The organism is Salimicrobium halophilum, from assembly GCF_900100295.1.
Lineage (GTDB): Bacteria > Bacillota > Bacilli > Bacillales > Halobacillaceae > Salimicrobium > Salimicrobium halophilum.
The window spans coordinates 24,848-42,065 of sequence record NZ_FNEV01000011.1 but is presented as its reverse complement, the minus strand read 5'-3'; the positions used below and the strand labels follow the sequence as shown (position 1 = coordinate 42,065).

Genomic DNA, 17,218 nt, shown 5'->3' with positions numbered 1-17,218 from the left:
GTGTTCGCTTATAAAGGAATGGTTTTCCGTTCCGTGGTGATCCTCCGTGTCTCGGTGCATGGAGGATTTTTCTTTGCACCAAACGGTATGATGTCAGTCTATAGGAGGTGGAACGATGAGCAAAGTAATCGAGCAAAAGCAACAGGTCGTCTCTGAAATTGCTGATAAGTTCCGCAATAGCAAATCTGCAGTGCTTGTAGATTACCGCGGGTTGAACGTCGCGGAATCGACAGAGCTTCGTAACCAATTGCGCGAAGCTGGTGTTGAATTCAAGATCTACAAAAACACGATGGTTCGTCGTGCGACTGCAGAAACGGAACTGACAGGACTTGATGAAGTTCTCGTCGGACCGACTGCTCTTGCGTTCAGTAACGAAGACGTTGTAGCTCCTGCAAAAGTGTTGAACAACTTCGCGAAAGACCACGAAGCTTTGGAAATCAAAGGCGGCGTAGTCGAAGGTGAAGTAGCGACACTTGAGCAGATCAAAGAACTTGCAGAGCTTCCAAATTACGAAGGTCTTGTATCTATGTTCTTGAGCGTGTTGCAGGCTCCAATCCGCAACTTCGCGTATGCTACTCAAGCTGTAGCTGATCAAAAAGAAGAAGAAAGTGCGTAAGCATAAAATTTAACCCCTTGAAGGAGGAAATATCATGAGTAACGAACAAATCATCGAAGCGATCAAAGAAATGTCCGTTCTTGAACTTAACGATCTTGTAAAAGCAATCGAAGAAGAATTTGGTGTATCCGCAGCAGCTCCAGTAGCAGCAGCAGGTGCAGGTGCTGCAGAAGCAGCAGAAGAAGAGCAATCTGAATTCGACGTAGTACTCGAAAACCCAGGAAGCTCTAAAATCAAGGTTGTTAAAGCGGTTCGCGAAGCAACTGGACTTGGACTTAAAGAAGCTAAGGACCTTGTTGACAACGCTCCGAAACCTGTTAAAGAAGGCCTTTCTAAAGAAGACGCTGAAGAACTTAAATCTCAGCTCGAAGAAGCAGGCGCTACAATCGAACTTAAGTAATTGTCAGACTTGCAATAAAAGCCCGCTGTTTCCGGCGGGCTTTTATTTGTCTTTAGAATTTTACGAAGAGGGGTCTGACTTATGACAGAGCACTATTATTCTAAGAAGACAAAGAAGGCAAGTGAACGGAAAGTATGGGGAGCCTCATTAAGAGGACGGGAGTTTACGTTCTTCTCCGATCATGCCGTTTTCTCCAAAGATGGAGTGGATTTCGGTTCGCGTGCGCTCATTGAAACGTTCGAGTTTCCACCGATTGAAGGTGATTTGTTGGATGTCGGCTGTGGTTATGGACCGATCGGCTTATCACTGGCAAAAGAAACGACCACCCGCAGAGTAGTGATGGTGGATGTGAATGAGAGGGCCCTTGAATTGGCGGAGGCGAATGCTGAGGAGAATGATGTGACGAACGTCGAGGTTATTGAAAGTGACGGGGCGGCTGCTGTAAGAGAGCGTTCTTTCGCTGCAGTGTTGACCAATCCTCCGATCCGTGCGGGGAAAGAAGTTGTGCACCGGATCTTCGAAGATGCCGCAGGAGTTCTGAAAGAAGGTGGAGAGCTATGGGTGGTCATCCAGAAGAAACAGGGGGCACCTTCTGCCGAGAGAAAAATGAAAGAACTTTTTGAAGACGTACGTTTAATCAAGAAAGTCAAGGGTTATTATATTTTCAAAGCAAAAAAGGTTTGACCCGCAATTTTGTATGTGGTAATATAATAAAATGCCGGTAGAAAAAACAGGTGTCAAGCACTTTTTTTGGTTCTGGCTTAATTACAATTGAAGATGTTTGTAAGATATGAGGTTTTCGAGAAAAGTAGAGGAGGCAATTTACTTAATAGTAAAAGTACGTAGACTTTCAATGAATTATACGTATGTCACCTTTCTTGAAGGAAAGCCTTTTTTTCTTTTTTGTCTAACGTTAGAGAGAAATGAAGAAGAATCATTCGCAAAATAGCGAATGTTTACTATATATTTACTTGCCAAAGTTTTAAGTAAGCAAGTTTTTTCGGCATGTATGTGCCGTGAGATTTGTTAATATCATGCTTGTTTGAGGGGTGAATCTGTTGACAGGTCAACTAGTTCAATATGGACGACACCGCCAGCGTAGAAGTTACGCGCGTATTAGTGAAGTTTTAGAGTTGCCGAATCTTATTGAGATTCAAACGGCTTCTTATGATTGGTTCCTGGAAGAAGGTTTGAAGGAAATGTTCCAGGATATCTCTCCTGTAGAGGATTTTACGGGGAATCTATCCCTGGAATTCGTAGATTACAGTCTCGGAGAGCCGAAGTATCCGGTAGAAGAATCGAAGGATCGTGACGTTACGTATAACGCGCCTCTTCGTGTGAAGGTTCGTCTTCACAATAAAGAAACCGGCGAAGTGAAAGAACAGGAAGTCTTCATGGGAGATTTCCCTCTGATGACAGATACAGGGACATTCGTAATCAACGGTGCGGAACGTGTCATCGTTTCCCAGCTTGTGCGTTCTCCTAGTGTATACTTCAACGATAAAGTGGATAAGAACGGGAAGCGTGGTTATACAGCGACTGTCATTCCGAACCGCGGCGCTTGGCTCGAGTTTGAAACAGATGCCAAAGATGTAGTCCACGTACGTATCGATCGTACCCGTAAGCTTCCGATCACTGTTCTGCTTCGTGCGTTAGGTTTCGGAAGCGATCAGGAAATCATTGACCTGCTAGGGGACAATGAATACTTGAGAAATACGCTTGAGAAAGACAACACGGAAAATAGCGAAAAAGCTTTGCTTGAAATATATGAAAGATTGCGTCCGGGTGAGCCGCCTACGGTCGAGAACGCAAGGAATCTTCTTATTTCCAGATTCTTCGATCCGAAGCGCTATGATTCCGCTCGTGTCGGTCGTTACAAAATGAATAAGAAACTTCATATCAAAGATCGTCTTTTCAACCAGGTTCTTGCAGAGCCGCTTGTAGATGAAGAGACAGGTGAAGTGCTTGCTGAAAAAGGGGACAAGATCGACCGTCGCCTTCTTAATAAACTCATTCCTTACTTCGATCAGGAGGAAGGCGCACTTGCAGAAGATGAGCTGCACCCTTCCGATGGCGTAATGGATGAAGGAGTAAATGTACAGACGGTAAAAATCGTCGATCCTACCGATCCGGAAGGTGAGAAATCGATCAATGTCATCGGTAACGCGAACATCGATAAAGATGTGAAGCATATTACACCGGCTGACATCGTTTCGTCCGTCAGTTACTTTTTCAACCTTCTTCATAAGGTAGGGAATACGGATGACATCGACCACCTTGGTAACCGTCGTCTCCGTAGTGTAGGAGAATTGCTTCAGAACCAGTTCCGTATCGGTCTATCCCGTATGGAACGTGTGATTCGGGAACGTATGTCTATCCAGGACACATCTTCGATCACGCCGCAACAGCTGATCAACATCCGACCAGTGATTGCGTCGATCAAAGAGTTCTTCGGTAGTTCCCAGCTTTCTCAGTTCATGGACCAGACGAACCCGCTTGCCGAGCTTACGCATAAGCGCCGTCTTTCAGCTCTCGGACCCGGTGGTCTGACGCGTGAACGTGCCGGCTTTGAAGTACGTGACGTACACTATTCCCACTACGGGCGTATGTGTCCGATCGAAACGCCGGAAGGTCCGAACATCGGTCTGATCAACTCCCTTTCCAGTTACGCGAAAGTGAACGAATTCGGCTTCATCGAAACGCCGTATCGCCGCGTAGACCATGAAACGGGACGTGTTACGGAGTTTATCGACTATCTGACTGCAGATGAAGAGGATAACTACGTAGTTGCTCAGGCAAACGCGAAGCTTGAAGAAGACGGTTCTTTCACAGACCCTGAAGTTATCGCCCGTTTCCGCGGGGAAAACACAGCGGTCAGCCGTGATCGTCTCGATTACATGGACGTATCGCCGAAGCAGGTCGTATCTGCTGCGACAGCATGTATTCCATTCCTTGAGAATGATGACTCCAACCGTTCTCTTATGGGTGCGAACATGCAACGTCAGGCGGTACCTTTGATCCAGCCGGATGCTCCTATCGTAGGAACCGGGATGGAATACGTATCCGGCAAGGATTCCGGTGCTGCTGTCATCAACCGCCATCCTGGTGTCGTAGAGCGGGTGGAAGCGAAAGAAGTCCACGTGCGCCGCATCTCTGAAGTGGACGGAAAAGAAGTCGAAGGCGACCTTGATAAATACCGTCTTCAGAAATTCATCCGTTCCAACCAGGGAAGCTGTTACAACCAGCGTCCGATCGTTTCTAAAGGAGACAGAGTCGACAAAGGGGAAATCCTTGCTGATGGTCCTTCCATGGACATGGGAGAACTGGCGCTTGGCCAGAACCCTCTCGTCGCCTTTATGACATGGGATGGTTATAACTATGAGGATGCCGTCATCATGAGCGAACGTCTCGTGAAAGATGATGTGTACACATCCATTCATATTGAAGAATATGAGTCCGAAGCTCGTGATACGAAGCTTGGACCGGAAGAAATCACTCGCGATATTCCGAACGTCGGTGAGGACGCCCTTCGTGACCTCGACGACCGCGGTATCATCCGTGTGGGTGCTGAAGTGAGCGATGGAGATCTTCTTGTAGGTAAGGTTACTCCAAAAGGGGTGACGGAACTTTCAGCTGAAGAACGTCTTCTCCATGCTATTTTCGGTGAGAAAGCCCGTGAAGTGAGAGATACGTCTCTTCGCGTGCCTCACGGTGCAGGTGGTATCGTACTGGATGTGAAGATCTTCAACCGTGAAGACGGAGACGAACTTCCTCCTGGTGTCAACCAGCTCATCCGTGTCTATATCGCCCAGAAACGTAAGATTTCAGAAGGGGATAAAATGGCCGGACGTCACGGAAACAAAGGTGTCATTTCGAAGATTCTTCCTGAAGAAGACATGCCTTTCCTTCCTGATGGTACACCGGTAGACATCATGCTTAACCCGCTTGGTGTTCCTTCCCGTATGAACATCGGACAGGTGCTTGAACTGCACCTCGGAATGGCGGCACGACAGCTCGGGGAACGCGTTGCGACCCCTGTATTTGATGGTGCCCGTGAAGAAGACGTCTGGGAAACGCTCGGGGAGGCAGGACTTCCTCGTGATGCGAAGACCATCCTATACGATGGCCGTACAGGGGAACCGTTCGATAATCGGATCTCTGTAGGTGTCATGTATATGATCAAGCTTTCCCACATGGTAGACGACAAGCTTCACGCTCGTTCTACAGGTCCTTATTCCCTTGTAACGCAACAACCGCTTGGTGGTAAGGCTCAATTCGGTGGACAGCGTTTCGGTGAAATGGAAGTATGGGCACTGGAAGCTTATGGTGCCGCTTATACACTCCAGGAAATTCTGACCGTTAAATCTGATGACGTTGTCGGACGTGTGAAAACGTACGAAGCGATCGTCAAAGGAGACAACGTTCCGGAGCCGGGTGTTCCTGAGTCCTTCAAGGTATTGATCAAAGAACTTCAGAGCCTTGGTATGGACGTGAAGATTCTGGCTGCCGATGAATCCGAAATTGAAATGCGTGATCTTGAAGAAGACCAGATCAATGAAACTGAAAAGTTGAATATGGAAAGCTAATTTAGGCGACTAATAGCTTAGGGAAAACCTGGAGACTTTAAGGGAGGTAAGCCCTTTGATAGATGTAAATAATTTTGAATATATGAAGATAGGTTTAGCTTCATCCGATAAGATCCGTTCCTGGTCTTACGGGGAAGTGAAAAAGCCGGAAACAATCAACTATCGAACATTGAAACCGGAAAAAGACGGGTTGTTCTGCGAACGCATCTTCGGTCCTCAAAAGGACTGGGAGTGTCACTGTGGAAAATACAAACGTGTCCGCTATAAGGGTATCGTTTGTGACCGTTGTGGAGTAGAAGTGACGAAATCTAAAGTACGCCGTGAGCGTATGGGGCACCTGGAATTGGCTGCCCCGGTTTCCCACATCTGGTACTTCAAGGGTATTCCGAGCCGTATGGGACTTGTGCTTGATATGTCCCCTCGTGCTCTTGAAGAAGTCATCTACTTCGCTTCCTATATCGTGACGGACCCTGGTGATACAGGTCTTGAGAAGAAACAACTTCTATCCGAAAAAGAATACCGTTCGTACCGTGAGAAGTATGGCAAGAGCTTCCATGCTGACATGGGGGCGGAAGCTATTCGTCTACTACTTTACGATATCGACCTTGACGATGAAGTTACTACACTTAAAGAAGAGTTGAAAACGGCTCAGGGGCAAAGACGTACAAGAGCGATCAAGCGCCTTGAGGTACTGGAGTCGTTCCGTAACTCAGGGAATGATCCTGCGTGGATGGTTCTCGACGTACTTCCGGTTATTCCTCCGGAACTTCGTCCGATGGTTCAGCTTGATGGAGGACGTTTTGCGACGTCTGACTTGAACGACCTTTACCGCCGAGTCATCAACCGTAACAACCGTCTGAAGCGTCTTCTCGATCTCGGTGCTCCGACGATCATCGTACAGAACGAAAAACGTATGCTTCAGGAAGCGGTAGATGCATTGATTGATAACGGACGCCGCGGACGCCCGGTCACAGGACCAGGGAACCGTCCTCTTAAATCCTTGTCCCACATGCTTAAAGGGAAACAGGGACGTTTCCGTCAGAACCTTCTGGGTAAACGTGTCGACTATTCCGGTCGTTCTGTTATCATCGTAGGTCCTAGTCTGAAGATGTATCAGTGCGGACTTCCGAGAGAGATGGCACTGGAACTGTTCAAACCGTTCGTAATGAAAGAGCTTGTATCAAGAGGGCTCGCTCATAACATCAAATCAGCGAAACGGAAAATCGAACGTGTGCACGATGACGTATGGGATGTCCTTGAAGACGTCATCAAAGAGCACCCGGTTCTCCTAAACCGTGCTCCTACCTTGCACCGTCTGGGTATCCAGGCTTTCGAACCTACGCTTGTAGAAGGAAGAGCGATCCGCCTTCACCCGCTCGTTTGTACGGCTTACAACGCTGACTTTGACGGGGACCAGATGGCGGTACACGTACCACTTTCCTCTGAAGCTCAGGCGGAAGCGCGTATCCTTATGCTTGCAGCGCAGAACATTCTTAACCCGAAAGACGGGAAGCCGGTTGTTACGCCGTCTCAGGACATGGTACTGGGTAACTACTACCTTACACTTGAGAGAACGGGTGCAGTCGGAGAAGGAATGGTATTCAAAGACTTGAATGAAGCGCTTATGGCTTATCAGAACGGGTACGTTCACCTGCATACGCGTGTAGCTGTTCAAGCAAGCTCCCTTAAGAACGAAACGTTCACCAAAGAACAGGGAGACCAGCTGCTCTTGACTACGGTCGGGAAATTGATTTTCAACGATATGCTTCCGGCTTCGTTCCCTTATATGAATGAACCGACACAGGATAACCTGGAAATCAAAACACCGGAGAAGTACTTCATCGAAAAAGGTACTAACGTAAAAGAAGAGATAAAACAGCGTGAAATCGTCGATCCATTCAAGAAAGGTATTCTCGGGGATATCATTGCGGAAGTGTTCAAACGCTTCTCCATCAGTGAAACATCCAGAATGCTTGACGAAATGAAGGACCTAGGATTCAAATACTCTACGAAGGCAGGTATCACTGTCGGTGTATCTGACGTCGTAGTACTTGGAGATAAGCAGGAAATCCTTGATGATGGCCAGGAGAAAGTGGATAAAGTTCTGAAGCAGTTCCGTCGCGGACTGATCACAGAAGAAGAACGCTATAACCGTGTCATCGAAGTGTGGTCCCAGGCGAAAGACGTCATCCAGGAACGTCTGATGGAATCCCTTGACCCGACAAACCCGATTTACATGATGAGTGACTCCGGAGCACGTGGTAACGCGTCCAACTTCACTCAGCTTGCGGGTATGCGCGGACTCATGGCTAACCCATCCGGCCGGATCATCGAACTTCCGATCAAGTCCAGTTTCCGTGAAGGTCTGACGGTACTCGAATACTTCATCTCTACACACGGTGCGCGTAAAGGTCTTGCCGATACAGCACTTAAGACGGCCGACTCGGGTTATCTTACCCGTCGTCTTGTCGACGTTGCACAGGATGTCATCGTACGTGAAGACGACTGCGGTACGGATCGCGGCCTGAATGTTGCTGCTCTCACAGAGGGTACGGAAGTAATCGAACCGCTTGTGGACCGTCTTGTCGGACGTACGTCGTTCCAGACAGTGACACATCCGGAAACAGGAGAAGTACTTGCTACCCGTAATGAAATCATTTCGGAAGAAGCAGCGAAAACGATCGAAGATTCCGGTGTCGAGAACGTAACCATCCGTTCTGCCTTCACTTGTAACACGAAACACGGAGTGTGTAAGAAGTGTTATGGTCGTAACCTGGCAACAGGGGACGAAGTGGAAGTCGGAGAAGCTGTCGGAATCATCGCGGCTCAGTCCATCGGTGAACCGGGTACACAGCTTACTATGCGTACCTTCCACACAGGCGGTGTTGCCGGAGACGATATCACGCAAGGTCTGCCTCGTATCCAGGAAATCGTGGAAGCACGTAATCCGAAAGGTCAGGCAGTCATTTCTGAAATCGACGGTACCGTCTATGACGTAAAAGAAGTGAAAGAGAAACTTGAAATCACTGTGCAGGGTGCCGTGGAATCCCGCAGTTATACAGCCCCTTATGGAGCTCGTATGAAACTGAACATCGGAGATGAAGTGAAAGCCGGTAACCCACTGACAGAAGGTTCCATCGATCCGAAAGAATTGCTGCAGGTTACAGGACTCGAAGGGGTAGAAGCCTATCTCCTGAAAGAAGTCCAGAAAGTATACCGTATGCAAGGGGTGGAAATCTCCGATAAACACGTAGAGGTAATGGTTCGCCAGATGCTTCGTAAAGTACGTGTGCTTGATTCCGGAGATACAGATGTTCTTCCGGGAACACTCATGGAAATCCACCAGTTCAAAGAAGCCAACCAGCGTGTGCTGATGGAAGGCGGTCAACCTGCCGTAGGTCGTCCGGTTATCCTCGGTATTACGAAAGCTTCTCTTGAAACGGATAGTTTCCTTTCTGCCGCATCGTTCCAGGAAACGACGCGAGTGCTTACGGATGCAGCGATCAAAGGGAAGCGCGATGAACTTCTCGGCCTGAAAGAGAACGTAATCATCGGTAAGCTTGTCCCTGCTGGTACAGGAATGAACCGTTACCGTACAATCCAATCCGAGCACGAAAACAAAGACAAACAAGAGCCGGTCGTAGAAGAAACCACTCAAGCTTAAACACAAGGGAAAAAGTAGAAGCACCTTGAGAAAACTTTTGAATAGTGTTGACACGTATTCAGGAGAGTGATAATATAATCAAGGTGCTTCCACAACCTTGTTACTTTGGAGGATATGGAAATGTCTTATGAAAAAGTAGCACAGGCTAAATCGAATTTAGTGATTGGAACAAAGCAGACCATCAAAGCGATCAAAGCCGGAACTGTGAAAGAAGTGATCATTGCATCTGATGCTGATCCCGTCGTCACAGGGAAAGTGAAGAGAATCGCCCAGCAATTTTCCGTCGACTATCATGAAGTTCCATCAATGCAAGAACTCGGGAATGCGTGTGGTATTGATGTTGGTGCTGCGACAGTGGCTATTAAATAATGGAGTTTTGGCGCAACCGAAGCGCGAAAGCTTTGTTTTTTGCCTTATTACGAACCACCTGGATGTGTGGTATTAAAAAATGAAGGGAGGACAACCACATGCCAACAATTAATCAGCTTGTACGTAAAGGCCGTGTGAGTAAAAGCAGAAAGTCTGACTCTCCTGCGCTTAACAAAGGATACAACAGCTACAAGAAGCGTATGACAGATCAGTCCGCTCCACAAAAACGTGGTGTTTGCACACGTGTCGGTACTATGACTCCGAAGAAGCCGAACTCCGCGCTTCGTAAATACGCACGTGTCCGTCTAACTAACCAGATTGAAGTGAATGCTTACATTCCTGGAATCGGACACAACCTTCAGGAGCACAGTGTTGTACTTATCCGTGGCGGTCGTGTTAAAGACTTGCCAGGTGTACGTTATCACGTAGTACGTGGTGCGCTTGATACAGCAGCTGTACAAGGCCGTATGCAAGGACGTTCCAAGTACGGTACGAAGAAACCTAAAAAATAAGTAATATAATCGACATTTGAAGAAAGGAGGGGGACATATGCCACGTAAAGGTCCAGTAGCTAAGCGTGATGTGTTACCAGATCCGATTTATCAATCCAAGCTTGTAACTCGCCTGATCAACCAGATCATGGTAGACGGTAAGCGAGGAAAAGCCCAGACCATTCTTTACAAAGCATTTGAACTCGTTCAGGAACGCAGTGGGAATGAAGCGATGGAGACTTTTGATGAAGCTATGAAGAACGTAATGCCAGTACTTGAAGTACGCGCTCGTCGTGTAGGTGGTTCCAACTACCAGGTACCGGTTGAGGTTCGTCCAGAGCGTCGTCAAGCACTAGGTCTTCGTTTCATCGTCAACTATGCGCGTCTTCGCGGCGAGAAAACAATGCAAGAGCGTTTGGCTAACGAAATTCTTGATGCAGCAAACAACACTGGTGCTTCCGTGAAGCGTCGTGAAGAAATGCACAAGATGGCTGAAGCGAACAAAGCTTTCGCTCACTATCGTTGGTAATTATCCGCAACACAAATTCTTAATTAGGGAGGAGAAGGATTCATGCCTAGAGAGTTCTCCTTGGAAAAAACTCGTAACATTGGCATCATGGCTCACATCGATGCCGGTAAGACGACAGCAACGGAACGTATTCTTTTCTATACGGGACGTATCCACAAAATCGGTGAAACGCACGAAGGTGCTTCTCAGATGGACTGGATGTCTCAAGAGCAGGAGCGTGGAATCACGATCACTTCTGCAGCGACAACAGCTCAGTGGAAAGGTCACCGTATCAACATCATCGATACACCAGGGCACGTAGACTTCACAGTTGAAGTTGAACGTTCCCTTCGTGTGTTGGACGGATCCATTGCTGTACTCGATGCGCAGTCTGGAGTTGAGCCACAGACAGAAACAGTGTGGCGCCAGGCGACAACATACGGTGTTCCGCGTATCGTATTCATCAACAAGATGGACAAAGTAGGAGCAGACTTCATTTACTCCCTTGGAACGCTTCAAGAGCGCCTGGGTGCTAACGCTGCCGCTGTTCAGCTTCCAATCGGTGCGGAAGATGACTTCGAAGGAATCATCGACCTCATTACAATGGAAGCCTACTACTACCTTGATGATCTTGGAACTCGTGCCGAAGCGCGCGAAATCCCGGATGATTACAAGGCGCAGGCGGAAGAATACCGCGGGAAGCTGATCGAATCCGTAGCAGAACTTGACGAAGAACTTATGATGAAGTACCTCGAAGGTGAAGAAATCACTAACGAAGAGCTTCGCTCAGCTATTCGTCAGGGAACTCTTAATGTCGAGTTCTATCCTGTATATTGCGGATCAGCTTTCAAAAACAAAGGTGTTCAGCTTCTTGTAGACGGTGTCATCGACTACCTTCCATCTCCATTGGACGTACCTGCAATCGAAGGTCACGTACCGGAAACGGAAGAAGAAGTAGTTCGTAAAGCCGACGACAACGAGCCTTTCTCTGCACTTGCGTTTAAAGTAGCAACGGACCCTTATGTAGGTAAGCTTACATTCTTCCGTGTCTACTCCGGTACACTGAAATCCGGTTCATACGTGAAGAACTCCACGAAGGACAAACGTGAGCGTGTAGGTCGTATCCTGCAAATGCACGCAAACTCCCGTCAGGAGATTTCTGAAGTATATGCCGGTGACATTGCCGGAGGTGTAGGTCTTAAAGATACAGGGACAGGAGATACTCTGTGTGATGAGAAGAATCTCGTTATTCTTGAATCCATGGAATTCCCTGAACCGGTAATCGACGTAGCGATCGAGCCGCAATCCAAAGCAGACCAGGACAAAATGTCCATCGCCCTTGGTAAGCTGGCTGAAGAAGATCCTACTTTCCGTACGGAAACGAACGAAGAAACAGGACAGACGATCATCTCTGGTATGGGTGAGCTTCACCTGGATATCATCGTTGACCGTTTGAAACGTGAGTTCAAAGTTGACGCTCATATCGGTGCTCCACAGGTTGCCTACCGTGAAACGTTCCGCGGATCCGCGAACGTAGAAGGTAAGTTCGTACGCCAGTCCGGTGGACGCGGTCAGTTCGGACACGTTTGGGTCACTTTCGAGCCGAACGAAGAAGGTGCCGGTTTCGAATTCGAAAACAAAATCGTCGGTGGTGTCGTTCCTCGTGAATATATCCCTTCTGTTGAGCAGGGAATCAGAGAATCGATGGAAAACGGCGTACTAGCCGGTTACCCACTGATCGATGTGAAAGCTACACTTTTCGATGGATCTTACCACGATGTAGACTCCAACGAAATGGCCTTTAAAGTAGCTGCATCCATGGCGCTTAAAGAAGCGAAAAACAAGTGTCAGCCAGTACTTCTTGAGCCGATGATGAAAGTTGAAGTAGTCATCCCTGAAGAATACATGGGAGACATTATGGGTGATGTCACTTCCCGTCGTGGACGTGTCGAAGGTATGGAAGCCCGCGGACCTGCTCAGGTCGTCAACGCGTTCGTTCCACTTTCCGAAATGTTCGGTTATGCTACTGCCCTGCGTTCTAATACGCAAGGTCGCGGAGCATACACGATGCACTTCGATCACTACGCAGAAGTACCGAAGAGTATTTCTGAAGAGATCATCAAGAAAAACGCTGGTGAATAATTAATTTCATTGACGTTTAAAAGGATTAATTGTATGGTAAGCTTAGAAGAATTTGCTTTCTTCTAAGCTCCATATAAAACCTTTAAAAATACACTTTTATTTACTTAAAGGAGGAACTATAAAATGGCTAAAGAAAAATTCGACCGTTCGAAGTCCCACGTTAACATTGGTACTATCGGACACGTTGACCATGGTAAAACAACTCTAACTGCAGCAATCACTACTGTACTTCACAAAACTTCCGGTAGCGGGGAAGCTCGCGCGTATGACTCCATCGACGGAGCTCCGGAAGAGCGTGAGCGTGGAATCACAATCTCCACTGCACACGTTGAGTACGAAACTGAAAACCGTCACTATGCACACGTTGACTGCCCAGGCCACGCTGACTATGTTAAAAACATGATCACTGGTGCTGCACAAATGGACGGTGCGATCCTAGTTGTATCCGCAGCTGACGGTCCAATGCCACAAACTCGTGAGCACATCCTACTTTCCCGTCAGGTTGGTGTTCCAGCTATCGTGGTATTCCTTAACAAAACAGACATGGTAGACGACGAAGAGCTTCTTGAGCTTGTAGAAATGGAAGTTCGCGACCTACTATCCGAGTATGACTTCGACGGAGACGAAACTCCAGTCGTTAAAGGTTCTGCTCTTAAAGCTATCGAAGGAGATGCTGACCACGAGCAAGCAATCATGGATCTTATGGCTGAAGTTGACGCGTTCATCCCAACTCCAGACCGCGACACTGACAAGCCATTCATGATGCCTATCGAGGACGTATTCTCTATCACTGGCCGTGGTACAGTTGCGACTGGCCGTGTTGAGCGTGGACAGGTTAAAGTAGGCGACGATGTTGAAATCATCGGTCTTGCTCCAGAAGCTAAGAAGACTACTGTAACTGGTGTTGAAATGTTCCGTAAGCTTCTAGACTATGCTGAAGCTGGCGACAACATTGGTGCACTTCTACGTGGTGTAGACCGCGAAGAAATCAACCGTGGACAGGTTCTTGCTAAGCCAGGTTCCATCACTCCACACACGAAGTTCCATGCGGAAGTTTATGTACTATCCAAAGATGAAGGTGGACGTCACACTCCATTCTTCGACAACTACCGCCCACAATTCTACTTCCGTACTACGGACGTAACTGGTGTTATCCAGCTTCCTGAAGGAGTAGAAATGGTTATGCCTGGCGATAACGTTGAGATGACTGTTGAGCTTATCTCTCCAATCGCTATCGAAGACGGTACGAAGTTCTCCATCCGTGAAGGTGGACGTACTGTAGGCGCTGGCGTTGTTGCTCGTATCGAAGAGTAATATACAGACAGTTTAAGAAGATCAGGGGGTTCGCCCTCTGGTCTTTTTTAATGGAAAGAAACAGAAACTCCTGCCATAGAATAGGAAGATCATCGTTCATTTTTTCTTTTCTGCCCGATTGGGGTTGCGTTTTACCGGAAAAGTCGTTAAACTATTTTAGGATGATCAATAAAAGTTGTCGTATCCCCTTGCATTCCGAGTGGGAATTCTTTATAATGTTTAATGTTGGTCATAAAAGACGATGATGCGAAAGGTTGTTGACACACCCGGCCCCTTTGCCATGGCGAGTGCGTCAAGGAATTTTCGTGGAGCCAGTCTGTTTAAAAAAATAGGCGATAAAGGAGGGAAAATAATGGCAAAAGAGAAAATTCGTATTCGTTTAAAAGCGTATGATCACAGAGTTCTGGATCAGTCCGCTGAAAAAATCGTAGACACAGCGAATCGTTCAGGAGCAGAAGTGTCCGGTCCGATCCCGCTTCCGACGGAGAGATCCATCTATACCATTCTACGTGCGACTCATAAATTCAAAGATTCTCGTGAACAGTTCGAAATGCGCACACACAAGCGCCTGATCGACATTGTTAATCCAACGCCACAAACGGTAGATGCATTGATGCGTCTTGACTTGCCGTCTGGTGTAGATATCGAAATTAAACTATAAAAATATATTGTATTATTAGGAGGTGTAACGGATGACGAAAAGTATCTTAGGACGTAAAGTCGGTATGACTCAGATCTTCTCTGAAAACGGAGAGCTTGTACCTGTAACAGTAATCCAGGCTGAGCCGAACGTAGTTCTTCAGAAGAAGACTATCGAAAACGACGGTTACGAATCCATTCAATTAGGTTTCGCTGATCAAAAAGCGAATAACGTGAAAAAGCCAGAAGTAGGCCATGCCGAAAAAGCTAACACAACACCTAAGCGCTACGTTCGTGAAGTCCGTAACGTAAATTTTGACGAGTATGAACTCGGTCAAGAGGTGAAAGTTGATACTTTCGCAGAAGGTGACGCAATCGATGTAACAGGAACTTCCAAAGGGAAAGGGTTCCAGGGAACGATCAAACGTTTCAACCACTCCCGCGGACCTGAAACACACGGTTCCCGCTATCACCGTCGCCCGGGTACTCTTGGGGATATCAACTCCATGCACGTATTCAAAGGTAAAGACCTTCCAGGTCAAATGGGTGGCAACCAGGTAACAATCCAGAACCTTGAAGTGGTTAAAGTAGATACAGAACGTAACCTGCTTCTCGTTAAAGGAAATGTTCCTGGTGCGAAGAAATCTTATGTACAAGTTCAAAGTGCAGTTAAGGCTAACCAATAATAAACGAAGGGAGGATATGTCATGCCTAAAGTAGCACTATTTAACCAAAGCGGTTCGCAAGTTGGAGATCTAGATTTGAACGATGCGGTATTCGGTATCGAGCCGAACACACACGTGCTTCATGAGTCTGTGCTTATGCAACAAGCTTCCAAGCGTCAAGGAACGCATAAAGTGAAAACTCGCGGTGAAGTAAGTGGCGGTGGAAAGAAACCGTGGCGCCAAAAAGGTACAGGACGTGCCCGTCAAGGTACAATCCGTGCCCCACAATGGGTAGGTGGTGGAACAGTATTCGGTCCGACACCTCGCAGCTACAGCTACAAGCTACCGAAAAAAGTTCGCCGTCTGGCACTTCGTTCTGCTTATTCTTCAAAAGTACAGGAAGAAAACCTTTTTGCAGTAGAAGAGCTTTCTCTTGATGCTCCGAAAACGAAAGAAGTCGTTAACTTCCTTAAAGCACTGGACGTAAACGAAAGTGCACTAATCATCACGGCACAAAAAGAAGAAAATGTCGTACTTTCTTCCAATAACCTGCCAAACGTTGAAACATTGACGTTTGATCAAGTAAGTGTTCTAGACTTGCTTACGCATGACAAAGTTATTGTAACGAAAGATGCGGCTGAAAAAGTAGGGGAGGTGCTCTCATAATGAAAGAACCACGCGATATTATTAAGCGCCCCGTAATCACTGAGAACTCTGCCGATCTTATGGGAGAAAAGAAATACACGTTTGAAGTGGAATCCAAAGCGAACAAAACGGAAATCAAGAAAGCGATCGAAGAGATTTTCGGCGTAGAAGTCGCTAAAGTGAACACAATCAACCGTAAAGGTAAGTTCAAGCGTATGGGCAGATACGGTGGATACCGTTCTGATAAGAAACGTGCGATTGTTCAACTTACTGACAACAGTGAAGAAATCGAATTTTTCGAAGTATAATTAATAGATAAACGAAGGAGGGAAAAAAGATGGCGATTAAAAAATTCCGTCCAACGACTAACGGTCGTCGGCATATGTCAGTATCTGATTTCGCAGAGATCACTACCGATAAACCAGAACGCTCCTTGGTTACCCCGCTACACAAACGCGGTGGACGTAACACCCATGGACGTATCACAGTTCGTCATCAAGGCGGCGGGCATAAGCGTCAGTACCGTATTATCGACTTTAAGCGCGATAAAGATGGAATACCAGGACGCGTTGCTACGATCGAATACGATCCGAACCGTTCCGCTAACATTGCACTAATCAACTATGTAGATGGTGAAAAGCGTTATATCCTTGCACCGAAAGGACTGAAAGTCGGAGCTGAAATCATCTCCGGACAGGACGCAGACATCAAAGCAGGTAACGCAAAACAATTGAAAGACCTTCCTGTAGGTACTACAATTCATAACATTGAATTGAAACCAGGACGCGGTGGTCAACTTGTACGTTCCGCTGGTGCTTCTGCACAAATCCTTGGTCGTGAAGAGAAATACACGCTTGTACGCCTTGCATCAGGTGAAGTTCGACTTATCCTAAGCACTTGCCGCGCAACGGTAGGTCAAGTAGGTAACCTTGAACATGAACTGATCAGCATCGGTAAAGCAGGACGTTCCCGCTGGCAAGGTAAGCGCCCTACAGTACGTGGTTCTGTTATGAACCCTAGTGATCACCCACACGGTGGTGGTGAAGGACGTGCGCCAATCGGTATGCCGTCTCCTGTTACACCTTGGGGTCAGCCGACACTTGGTTACAAGACGCGTAAACGTAACAAACCATCCGACAAATATATTGTTCGCAGAAAAGGCAAAAAATAACGGGATTG

15 protein-coding genes and 1 other annotated feature (1 of these 16 only partly in view) are annotated in these 17,218 nt (G+C 47.2%); all 15 genes read left to right on the top strand.

The features are described from left to right. Nucleotides 1-81, top strand: a sequence feature (ribosomal protein L10 leader region) (it extends 61 nt beyond the left edge of the window). A gap of 34 nt (nucleotides 82-115) precedes the next feature. The 15 genes from rplJ (at nucleotide 116) to rplB (ending at nucleotide 17,210) form a co-directional block, all read left to right on the top strand. Next, nucleotides 116-616, top strand: a complete 501-nt coding sequence (gene rplJ, locus BLQ44_RS14480; RefSeq protein WP_093194613.1) for a 50S ribosomal protein L10 — start codon at nucleotides 116-118, stop codon at nucleotides 614-616. 34 nt (nucleotides 617-650) lie between these two features. Further along, the gene (gene rplL, locus BLQ44_RS14475; protein ID WP_093194612.1) at nucleotides 651-1,016 is read left to right on the top strand and encodes a 50S ribosomal protein L7/L12; all 366 of its coding nucleotides are present in this window, start codon (nucleotides 651-653) and stop codon (nucleotides 1,014-1,016) included. 81 nt (nucleotides 1,017-1,097) lie between these two features. Beyond that, entirely contained in the window at nucleotides 1,098-1,700 is a 603-nt protein-coding gene (locus tag BLQ44_RS14470; RefSeq protein WP_093194611.1) for a class I SAM-dependent methyltransferase, read from the top strand. A gap of 374 nt (nucleotides 1,701-2,074) precedes the next feature. After that, nucleotides 2,075-5,602, top strand: a complete 3,528-nt coding sequence (gene rpoB / locus BLQ44_RS14465; protein ID WP_093194610.1) for a DNA-directed RNA polymerase subunit beta — start codon at nucleotides 2,075-2,077, stop codon at nucleotides 5,600-5,602. Between the two features lie 55 nt (nucleotides 5,603-5,657). After that, on the top strand, nucleotides 5,658-9,266 hold the full coding sequence (gene rpoC / locus BLQ44_RS14460) for a DNA-directed RNA polymerase subunit beta' (RefSeq protein WP_093194609.1): 3,609 nt from the start codon (nucleotides 5,658-5,660) through the stop codon (nucleotides 9,264-9,266). A 120-nt stretch (nucleotides 9,267-9,386) separates the two neighbouring features. Next, complete coding sequence (locus tag BLQ44_RS14455; RefSeq protein ID WP_093194608.1) at nucleotides 9,387-9,635, top strand: ribosomal L7Ae/L30e/S12e/Gadd45 family protein; 249 nt, start codon at nucleotides 9,387-9,389, stop codon at nucleotides 9,633-9,635. Between the two features lie 98 nt (nucleotides 9,636-9,733). Continuing rightward, entirely contained in the window at nucleotides 9,734-10,147 is a 414-nt protein-coding gene (gene rpsL / locus BLQ44_RS14450) for a 30S ribosomal protein S12 (RefSeq protein WP_093194607.1), read from the top strand. A gap of 37 nt (nucleotides 10,148-10,184) precedes the next feature. Further along, entirely contained in the window at nucleotides 10,185-10,655 is a 471-nt protein-coding gene (rpsG, locus tag BLQ44_RS14445; RefSeq protein WP_093194606.1) for a 30S ribosomal protein S7, read from the top strand. Nucleotides 10,656-10,697: 42 nt separating this feature from the next. Next, nucleotides 10,698-12,776: an elongation factor G gene (gene fusA, locus BLQ44_RS14440; RefSeq protein ID WP_093194605.1), complete on the top strand. Its 2,079-nt coding sequence runs from the start codon at nucleotides 10,698-10,700 to the stop codon at nucleotides 12,774-12,776. 123 nt (nucleotides 12,777-12,899) lie between these two features. Further along, nucleotides 12,900-14,090: an elongation factor Tu gene (tuf, locus tag BLQ44_RS14435; protein WP_093194604.1), complete on the top strand. Its 1,191-nt coding sequence runs from the start codon at nucleotides 12,900-12,902 to the stop codon at nucleotides 14,088-14,090. A 352-nt stretch (nucleotides 14,091-14,442) separates the two neighbouring features. Further along, nucleotides 14,443-14,751: a 30S ribosomal protein S10 gene (gene rpsJ, locus BLQ44_RS14430; protein ID WP_093194603.1), complete on the top strand. Its 309-nt coding sequence runs from the start codon at nucleotides 14,443-14,445 to the stop codon at nucleotides 14,749-14,751. 31 nt (nucleotides 14,752-14,782) lie between these two features. Further along, the gene (gene rplC, locus BLQ44_RS14425; protein ID WP_093194602.1) at nucleotides 14,783-15,415 is read left to right on the top strand and encodes a 50S ribosomal protein L3; all 633 of its coding nucleotides are present in this window, start codon (nucleotides 14,783-14,785) and stop codon (nucleotides 15,413-15,415) included. A 21-nt stretch (nucleotides 15,416-15,436) separates the two neighbouring features. After that, nucleotides 15,437-16,060, top strand: coding sequence for a 50S ribosomal protein L4 (rplD, locus tag BLQ44_RS14420; RefSeq protein ID WP_093194601.1), 624 nt, complete (start codon nucleotides 15,437-15,439; stop codon nucleotides 16,058-16,060). After that, complete coding sequence (gene rplW, locus BLQ44_RS14415) at nucleotides 16,060-16,347, top strand: 50S ribosomal protein L23 (RefSeq protein ID WP_093194600.1); 288 nt, start codon at nucleotides 16,060-16,062, stop codon at nucleotides 16,345-16,347. Before rplD ends, rplW begins: the two co-directional genes overlap by 1 nt. Before the next feature lie 29 nt (nucleotides 16,348-16,376). Beyond that, nucleotides 16,377-17,210, top strand: coding sequence for a 50S ribosomal protein L2 (rplB, locus tag BLQ44_RS14410; protein WP_093194599.1), 834 nt, complete (start codon nucleotides 16,377-16,379; stop codon nucleotides 17,208-17,210). Nucleotides 17,211-17,218: the final 8 nt, after the last annotated feature.

Bases quoted from the DNA above. Each gene is read 5' to 3' on its own strand.
- rplL (WP_093194612.1), top strand. From the start codon at position 651: ATGAGTAACGAACAAATCATCGAAGCGATCAAAGAAATGTCCGTTCTT.
- tuf (WP_093194604.1), top strand. From the start codon at position 12,900: ATGGCTAAAGAAAAATTCGACCGTTCGAAGTCCCACGTTAACATTGGT.
- rpsG (WP_093194606.1), top strand. From the start codon at position 10,185: ATGCCACGTAAAGGTCCAGTAGCTAAGCGTGATGTGTTACCAGATCCG.
- rpsL (WP_093194607.1), top strand. From the start codon at position 9,734: ATGCCAACAATTAATCAGCTTGTACGTAAAGGCCGTGTGAGTAAAAGC.
- rplD (WP_093194601.1), top strand. From the start codon at position 15,437: ATGCCTAAAGTAGCACTATTTAACCAAAGCGGTTCGCAAGTTGGAGAT.
- rplJ (WP_093194613.1), top strand. From the start codon at position 116: ATGAGCAAAGTAATCGAGCAAAAGCAACAGGTCGTCTCTGAAATTGCT.
- rplB (WP_093194599.1), top strand. From the start codon at position 16,377: ATGGCGATTAAAAAATTCCGTCCAACGACTAACGGTCGTCGGCATATG.
- BLQ44_RS14470 (WP_093194611.1), top strand. From the start codon at position 1,098: ATGACAGAGCACTATTATTCTAAGAAGACAAAGAAGGCAAGTGAACGG.
- rplC (WP_093194602.1), top strand. From the start codon at position 14,783: ATGACGAAAAGTATCTTAGGACGTAAAGTCGGTATGACTCAGATCTTC.
- rpsJ (WP_093194603.1), top strand. From the start codon at position 14,443: ATGGCAAAAGAGAAAATTCGTATTCGTTTAAAAGCGTATGATCACAGA.
- rplW (WP_093194600.1), top strand. From the start codon at position 16,060: ATGAAAGAACCACGCGATATTATTAAGCGCCCCGTAATCACTGAGAAC.
- BLQ44_RS14455 (WP_093194608.1), top strand. From the start codon at position 9,387: ATGTCTTATGAAAAAGTAGCACAGGCTAAATCGAATTTAGTGATTGGA.
- fusA (WP_093194605.1), top strand. From the start codon at position 10,698: ATGCCTAGAGAGTTCTCCTTGGAAAAAACTCGTAACATTGGCATCATG.